This is a genomic window from Actinosynnema sp. NPDC059797, assembly GCF_042732085.1.
Classification (GTDB): Bacteria; Actinomycetota; Actinomycetes; order Mycobacteriales; family Pseudonocardiaceae; genus Actinosynnema.
This window is the reverse complement of the sequence record NZ_JBHWIE010000354.1, coordinates 1-7104: the sequence shown is the minus strand read 5'-3', so window position 1 is coordinate 7104 and position 7104 is coordinate 1. Positions and strand designations below refer to the sequence as shown.

The window sequence follows — 7104 nt, the reverse complement described above, 5'->3', positions numbered from 1 at the left end:
GGCTGTCACGGCATCAGGCGCACACCACGCCGTTCAACGTGGGAGAGGTGAACGGTGGGGTGCTTCCGTTGAAGCTCGCGTTGTAACCGATGGTCGCGGTACCACCGGTCGCGAGCCTGCCGTTCCAGGACGTGTTGGTGACCCGCACGGTGTCGCCCGTGTCGGTCCACGTCCCGTTCCAGCCCTGGGAAACGGTCACGCCGGGTGCGGAGAACGTCAGGGTCCAGGAATCGACCGACGCTCCCCGGTTCTCGATGACGATCTCACCGGTGTAACCGCCCGACCACTGGCTCACCACTCGGTGCGTCACCCGGCAACCGTCCCCTGGAGGCCGGGTGGTCGACGTCGTGGTGGTCGTGGTCGTGGAAGTCGAGGTAGTGGTGGAAGTGGTGGTGGAGGTGGAAGTGGTGGTGCTGGTGATCGGGCCCGCCGCCACGGCCATGTCGTACGCCCGCTGCGGCACGAACTGGCCCGCGCCGGCGATGCAGCCGTCCGCCTCGCCGGGCAGCTTGATCCACAGGTAGGCGGCGATCTGGGAGTCGCCGGTCTCGGTGGTGCTCGGCGTGCCGATCGCGCGGCCGGCCGGGTCGCACCACTCGTCGCCGAGCGGGCCGTTGCCGTTGCGGCTGGTGTCCACCACGGCCTTGAGGCGCGAGTCGCCGAGCGCGTTGAGCACCGACTTGCCGAACGCGACCTCATCGCGGGTGAAGCGGTAGTTCGACACGTTGAGCGAGATGCCGTCGGCGCTGTTGAAGATGTCCGCGCCGCGCAGCCGCTCGTTCGCCTCGGCCGTGGTCAGCCACGCCGAGTGGCCGATGTCGAAGTACACCTTCGCCTGCGACGAGCCCGCCTTGAGCTTCTTGCCCGCGTAGGCCATCGACGCCATCGTCTCGGCCTGCTGGCCCTGGCTCTGGCAGTTGCTCATGATCGGCAGCACGTCGGGCTCCAGCACGATCGCCGCCGGGCGACCCGCCAGGCCCGCCGCGACCTCGTCCACCCACGCCCGGTACTCCTGGTGGGAGCGCGCGCCGCCGCCGCTGGCGCCGCCGCAGTCCCGGTTGGGGATGTTGTAGACGACCATGATCGGGATCTTCCCGGCGGCCGCCGCCGCGCCCACGAACGCGTCGACCTGGCCGCGCACCTGCGAGGTGTTGCTCGTGGTGTACCAGCGGGCCTGGGGCACGCTCGCGATCCGGTCGCGGATCACCGCGGCCTTCGGGTCGTTGGGGTTCTGGGCCACCCACCTCGCCGCCGAGGTGTCCGGGACGACGTAGAACGCCGAGTCGGCCGCCTGGGCGGTGGTGCCACCGCCCAGGACCAGGGCCACCGCGCCGGCGACCAGCGCGCCGGACATGGCGGTCGCGGCGGCCGACCGGGCTCGTCGGCCCCGGGTCGCGTCCTGCGGGCGCCGGTCGTCGCGACCGGGGTCCTGGGCATTCGGTGAGTGCATCAGAAGGTCCTCGCAGCGTCGGTGCAACGGGGTCTGACCGGAGGGTGGCGGTGACTGGGAGCGCTCCCAGGTGGCAGGACTTTAGCCACTGGGAAACGTTGAGGAAAAGGGGCTGTTTCGGAGGTGTCCGACCCACTCCTCATCACGGTACGTGAGAGTAGGCGTGAAAAAACGACGTCCGAAGTACCTTCTGTCGCGAATCTTGGCGGTTCAGAGACGTTCCGTGCTCATTTCTCCGGCAAATTGGGCCGTTAGGGTGAACGAGATCCGCGTCACTCTTCACCCGAACACGCGGTCACGGATTTGACGGAATTGCGCCGTGTCGCTCAGTGGCGGTTGCTCCGAAAGGTCCACCCCTGGTGCGGGAATGCGGACAAACCTACTGTGGGAACGCTCCCAGACCGTTCACACGGAGGACCCGCAATGACGCGCACTCCCTCCCGCCCCGTCGCGGTCGCCGCGACGACGGCCCTCCTGGCGGCCGCCGCGCTGACCGCCACCGTGCTGGTGCCCACCCTCAGGCCGGTCGCCGCGGCGCAGGTCGCGCAGGCCGACCCCCGGGTCGAGCAGCTCCTGGCCCGGATGACCCTCGACGACAAGGTCGGCCAGATGACCCAGGTCGACCGCGCCGCCCTGGACCCGGTCTCCGACCTGGCCACCTACCGGATCGGCTCGGTCCTGTCCGGCGGCGGCTCCGCACCGACCCCCAACACCGCCCAGAGCTGGGCCGACATGTACGACGAGTTCCAGCGCGTGGCCCTGTCCACGCCGCTGGGCATCCCGATGATCTACGGCGTGGACGCCGTGCACGGCCACAACAACGTGCGCGGCGCGACGATCTTCCCGCACAACATCGGCCTCGGCGCCACCCGCGACCCGGAGCTGGTCCGGCGCGTCGGCGCGGCCACCGCGGCCGAGGTCGCGGGCACCGGCATCGACTGGAACTTCGCGCCCTGCCTGTGCGTGGCCCGCGACGACCGGTGGGGTCGCACCTACGAGTCGTTCGGCGAGGTGCCCGAGATCCCCACCGCGATGACCACCTACGTCGACGGGCTCCAGGGCGCGACCCTCGGCGGCGACAACCGGTCCGTGCTGGCCACCGCCAAGCACTACATCGGCGACGGCGGCACCGCGGGCGGCGTCGACCAGGGCGACGCCCGGATCACCGAGCAGGAGCTGCGCGACGTCCACCTGCCGCCGTTCCGGGCCGCGGTGGAGCGCGGCGTCGGCTCGGTGATGATCTCCTACAGCAGCTGGAACGGCGTCAAGGCGCACGGCCACCGCTACCTGATCACCGACCTGCTCAAGGGCGAGCTGGGCTTCACCGGCTTCGTGGTCTCCGACTGGGCGGGCATCGACCAGATCGACGGCGCGGTCGGCTTCACCGGCGCGGAGATCACCGCCGCGGTCAACGCGGGCGTCGACATGGTCATGGTCCCGAACGACTACCGGCGGTTCACCGCCCTGCTCAAGGCCGAGGTCCAGGCCGGGCGCATCACCCAGGCGCGCCTGGACGACGCCAACCGCCGCATCCTGGCCAAGAAGTTCGAGCTGGGCCTGTTCGAGCGCCCGTTCACCGACCGCTCGCTGACCCCGACGGTCGGCTCGGCCGCGCACCGCGACCTGGCCCGCGAGGCCGTCCGGGAGTCGCAGGTGCTGCTGCGCAACGACGGCGTGCTGCCGCTGAGCAGGTCCGGCCGGTACTTCGTGGCGGGCAAGTCGGCCGACAACATCGGCTACCAGAGCGGCGGTTGGACGATCAGCTGGCAGGGCGGCAGCGGCAACACCACGCCGGGCACCACCATCCTCCAGGGCCTGCGCGACGCGGGCGGCAACGTCACCTACGACCGCTACGGCAACGGCGTGAGCAACGCCTACACGGCGGCGATCGCGGTGGTCGGCGAGACGCCGTACGCCGAGGGCCGGGGCGACCGGCCGAACGGCCTCGGCCTGGACCAGGAGGACCTGACCACGATCAACCGGCTCCGCTCCGCGGGCATCCCGGTCGTGGTCGTGCTGGTCTCCGGCCGCCCGATGGACGTCGCGGGCCAGGTCGGCAACTGGAACGCCCTGCTCGCCTCCTGGCTGCCGGGCACCGAGGGGCGCGGCGTGGCCGACGTGCTGCTCGGCGACCACAACCCGACCGGCAAACTGCCGATGACCTGGATGAACAGCTCCTCGCAGCAGCCGATCAACGCCGGCGACGGCAAGGCCGCCCTCTACCCGCTGGGCCACGGCCTGAGCTACGGCCCGACCACCACCACCAGCACGACCACGACCACAACCACCACGACCACAACCACCACGACGACGACCACCACCACCACGACCACCACGCCCCCTCCGGGGGAGGGCTGCACCGCGACCACCCGCGTGGCGAGCTCCTGGCAGGGCGGCTTCCAGGCCGAGGTCACCGTGACCAACCGCGCCGCCGCGCGGTCCACCGGCTGGACGGTCGCCTGGAGCACCGGCAACACGATCACCAGCCTGTGGAACGGCAGGCTCTCGCAGTCCGGTTCCCAGGTCTCCGTGGACGATGTCGGGTGGAACGGCGCGCTCGCGCCGGGCGCCTCCGCCACGTTCGGCTACACCGCGAACGGCTCGCCGTCGGCCCCCGAGCTGAGCTGCCGGCTGAGGTGACCCGCTGAGATCACGCTCTGGGAGCGCTCCCCAACCCTGCGTCATCCGGACCAGCGAGAGCCTGCCTTCGGCCTACGGGGCAGGAGCTGTCGGGCCCAACTTGTCAAGCCTTTGTGGTCCAACCCTCTTTTCACGGTGTTTCGATGCCGTTACAGTCCCCGACTGGGAGCGCTCCCAGAACACCTCCACCGCCCTGCACCCCGGAGGAACCGCATGCGACGACGCATGTACAGAGCGCTGTCCGGCACCCTCGCGGTGCTGGTCGGCGCGCTGTTGTCCACCCCGCTCCAGGCCCCCGCGGCGGCCGCGCCGGCGTTCAACTACGGCGAGGCCCTCCAGAAGTCGATCTGGTTCTACGACGCCCAGCGGTCGGGCGACCTGCCCGCCGACAACCGGGTGTCCTGGCGCGGCGACTCGGCGCTCCAGGACGGCCGGGACGTGGGGCTGGACCTGTCCGGCGGCTTCTACGACGCCGGCGACCACGTGAAGTTCGGCCTGCCCTTCGCGGCCACCATGACCATGCTGGCCTGGGGCGCGGTGGAGAACCGCGACGCCTACGAGGGGTCGGGCCAGCTGCGGCACCTGCTGGCCAACCTCAAGTGGGGCACCGACTGGATCATCAAGGCGCACCCGTCGCCCAACGTGGTCTACGGCCAGGTCGGCGGGGGCGACGACGACCACAAGTGGTGGGGCGCCGCCGAGGTCATGCGCATGGCGCGCCCGTCGTACAAAGTGGACGCCTCCTGCCCCGGCTCGGACCTCGCGGGCGAGTACGCCGCGGCGATGGCCGCCTCCTCCATGGTGTTCCGGCAGAGCGACCCGGCCTACGCGGCCACCCTGCTGACGCACGCCAAGCAGCTCTACAGCTTCGCCGACACCTACCGCGGCAAGTACAGCTCCTGCATCACGGACGCGGCGAAGTTCTACAACTCCCACAGCGGTTACCAGGACGAGCTGGTGTGGGGCGCGGTCTGGCTGCACCGCGCCACCGGCGAGCAGTCCTACCTGGACAAGGCGAAGACCGAGTACCAGAAGCTGTCCACCGAGCCGCAGACGACCACCCGCTCGTACCGCTGGACCATCGCGTGGGACGACAAGTCCTACGGCGCCTACGCCCTGATGGCCAAGCTCACCGGCGAGCAGCAGTACGTCGACGACACCAACCGCTGGCTGGACTACTGGACCACCGGCTACAACGGCAACCGGGTGCGGTACTCCCCGGGCGGCCAGGCCCACCTCGACACCTGGGGCTCGCTGCGGTACGCGGCCAACACCGCGTTCGTCGCGCTGCTCCACGGCGACTGGCTGCGCGAGCGCGACCCGGCCCGCGCCGCCGCCTACCACGACTTCGGCGTGCGGCAGGTCAACTACGCGCTGGGCGACAACCCGCGCAACGCCAGCTACGTCGTCGGCTTTGGCGCCAACCCGCCGCGCAACCCGCACCACCGCACCGCGCACGGCGCGTGGGCCGACACCATGCAGGAACCCGCGACCAGCAGGCACGTCCTGTACGGCGCGCTCGTCGGCGGCCCCGGCACCAACAACGACGCCTACAAGGACGACCGCACCGACTTCGTCGCCAACGAGGTCGCGCTCGACTACAACGCCGGCTTCACCGGCGCGCTCGCCCGGCTCTACAAGGAGTACGGCGGCACGCCCCTGGCGAACTTCCCGGTCGCCGAGACCCCCGACGGCCCCGAGCTGACCGTCCAGGCGTCGGTCAACCAGAGCGCGGCCGGCTTCACCGAGGTCAAGGCGTTCGTCATCAACAAGAGCGCGTGGCCCGCCCGGACGTTCAACGGCTCCCTGCGCTACTACTTCACCCTCGACGGGACCACCACGCCCGACCAGGTCACGGTCACCACGAACTACAACCAGTGCGGCACGCCGAGCGCGCCCCGACCGCACGGCGGCCGCGTCTACTACGTCGACGTCCCGTGCCCGGACGTGTACCCCGGCGGGCAGTCCGCCCACCGGCACGAGGTGCAGTTCCGCATCACCAGCGCGGGCGCCTGGGACCCGACGAACGACTGGTCCTACGAAGGGCTGGGCCAGGGCAACACCGTCGCCCTCACCGACCGCCTGACCCTCGTCCAGGACGGCGCGGTGCAGTGGGGCCGGGAGCCCGGTCCGGCCGTCGAGGACCGCGAGGCCCCGTCCGCCCCCACCGGGCTGCGGGTCTCGAACGTGGGCGCCACCGGCGCCACGCTGAGCTGGACGGCGTCCACCGACAACGTCGGGGTGGCCGGCTATGACGTGCTCCTGGCGGACGGCACGTCAGCAGGTGCTTCGGCCACCCCGACGTTCCAGCTCACCGGACTGACCCCGGACACGCCGCAGACCTTCGCGGTCCGGGCCAGGGACGCGGCCGGCAACACCTCCGCCGCCAGCGCCGTCGTCACCTTCCGCACCGCGCGCGAGGACACCGGCGGCGGTGGCGGGACCCTCGCCGTCCAGCAGCGGGGCAACGGTTCCGCGACCTCCAACCAGATCGGCGCCACGCTCGCGCTGGTCAACCGGGGCACCACCGCCGTCGACCGCTCGACGGCCACCCTGCGGTACTGGTTCACCGGGGACTCGTCCAACGCCGGCTACCAGGTTTTCTGCGACTGGGCCGCGGTCGGCTGCGCCAACGTGCGCGCCACGGTGGTGAAGCTGCCGAGCGCGCGGGCCGGCGCCGACGCCTACGTCCAGCTGTCCTTCACCGCGGGCTCCCTCGCGCCCGGCGCGAGCACCGGCGACATCCAGCTGCGGGTGGCCAAGTCCGACTGGTCCACCTTCGACCAGACCAACGACCACAGCTACCGGGTCAGCGCCGCGCTGACCGACTTCGACCGGGTCACCGCCTACGCGGGCGGCACCCTCTCCTGGGGCACGGAGCCCTGACCCAGTCTCGGGGCGGGGGGGTGTGGGCGCCCCCGCCCCCCCGGCCGCCGCCCCCCCCCCCCCCCCCCCCCCCCCCCCCCCCCCCCCCCCCGGGCGAGTATAAAAAAAAGAAGCGGGCGGCGCGTTAT

The 7104-nt window shown here is 71.4% G+C and carries 3 protein-coding genes and 1 pseudogene; 3 read left to right on the top strand and 1 reads right to left on the bottom strand.

The genetic code is table 11. The features are described 5' to 3' along the window. Nucleotides 1-13: 13 nt before the first annotated feature. Nucleotides 14-1450 (bottom strand): glycoside hydrolase family 6 protein, encoded by a 1437-nt coding sequence (locus ACFV4N_RS36865; protein ID WP_499677299.1) that lies wholly within the window; start codon nucleotides 1448-1450, stop codon nucleotides 14-16. Nucleotides 1451-1873: 423 nt separating this feature from the next. Here ACFV4N_RS36865 and ACFV4N_RS36860 point away from each other — a divergent pair. The 3 genes and pseudogenes from ACFV4N_RS36860 to ACFV4N_RS36850 all read left to right on the top strand — a co-directional run. Further along, nucleotides 1874-3697: pseudogene (locus tag ACFV4N_RS36860) on the top strand (glycoside hydrolase family 3 protein); the annotation flags it as partial. Beyond that, nucleotides 3677-4090 (top strand): cellulose binding domain-containing protein, encoded by a 414-nt coding sequence (locus ACFV4N_RS36855; RefSeq protein ID WP_499677300.1) that lies wholly within the window; start codon nucleotides 3677-3679, stop codon nucleotides 4088-4090. The pseudogene ACFV4N_RS36860 and the gene ACFV4N_RS36855, both read left to right, overlap by 21 nt. A 213-nt stretch (nucleotides 4091-4303) precedes the next feature. Continuing rightward, a complete protein-coding gene (locus ACFV4N_RS36850; protein ID WP_499677298.1) occupies nucleotides 4304-6976 on the top strand; it encodes a glycoside hydrolase family 9 protein in 2673 nt (890 codons plus the stop codon). The last annotated feature ends 128 nt before the right edge of the window (nucleotides 6977-7104 follow it).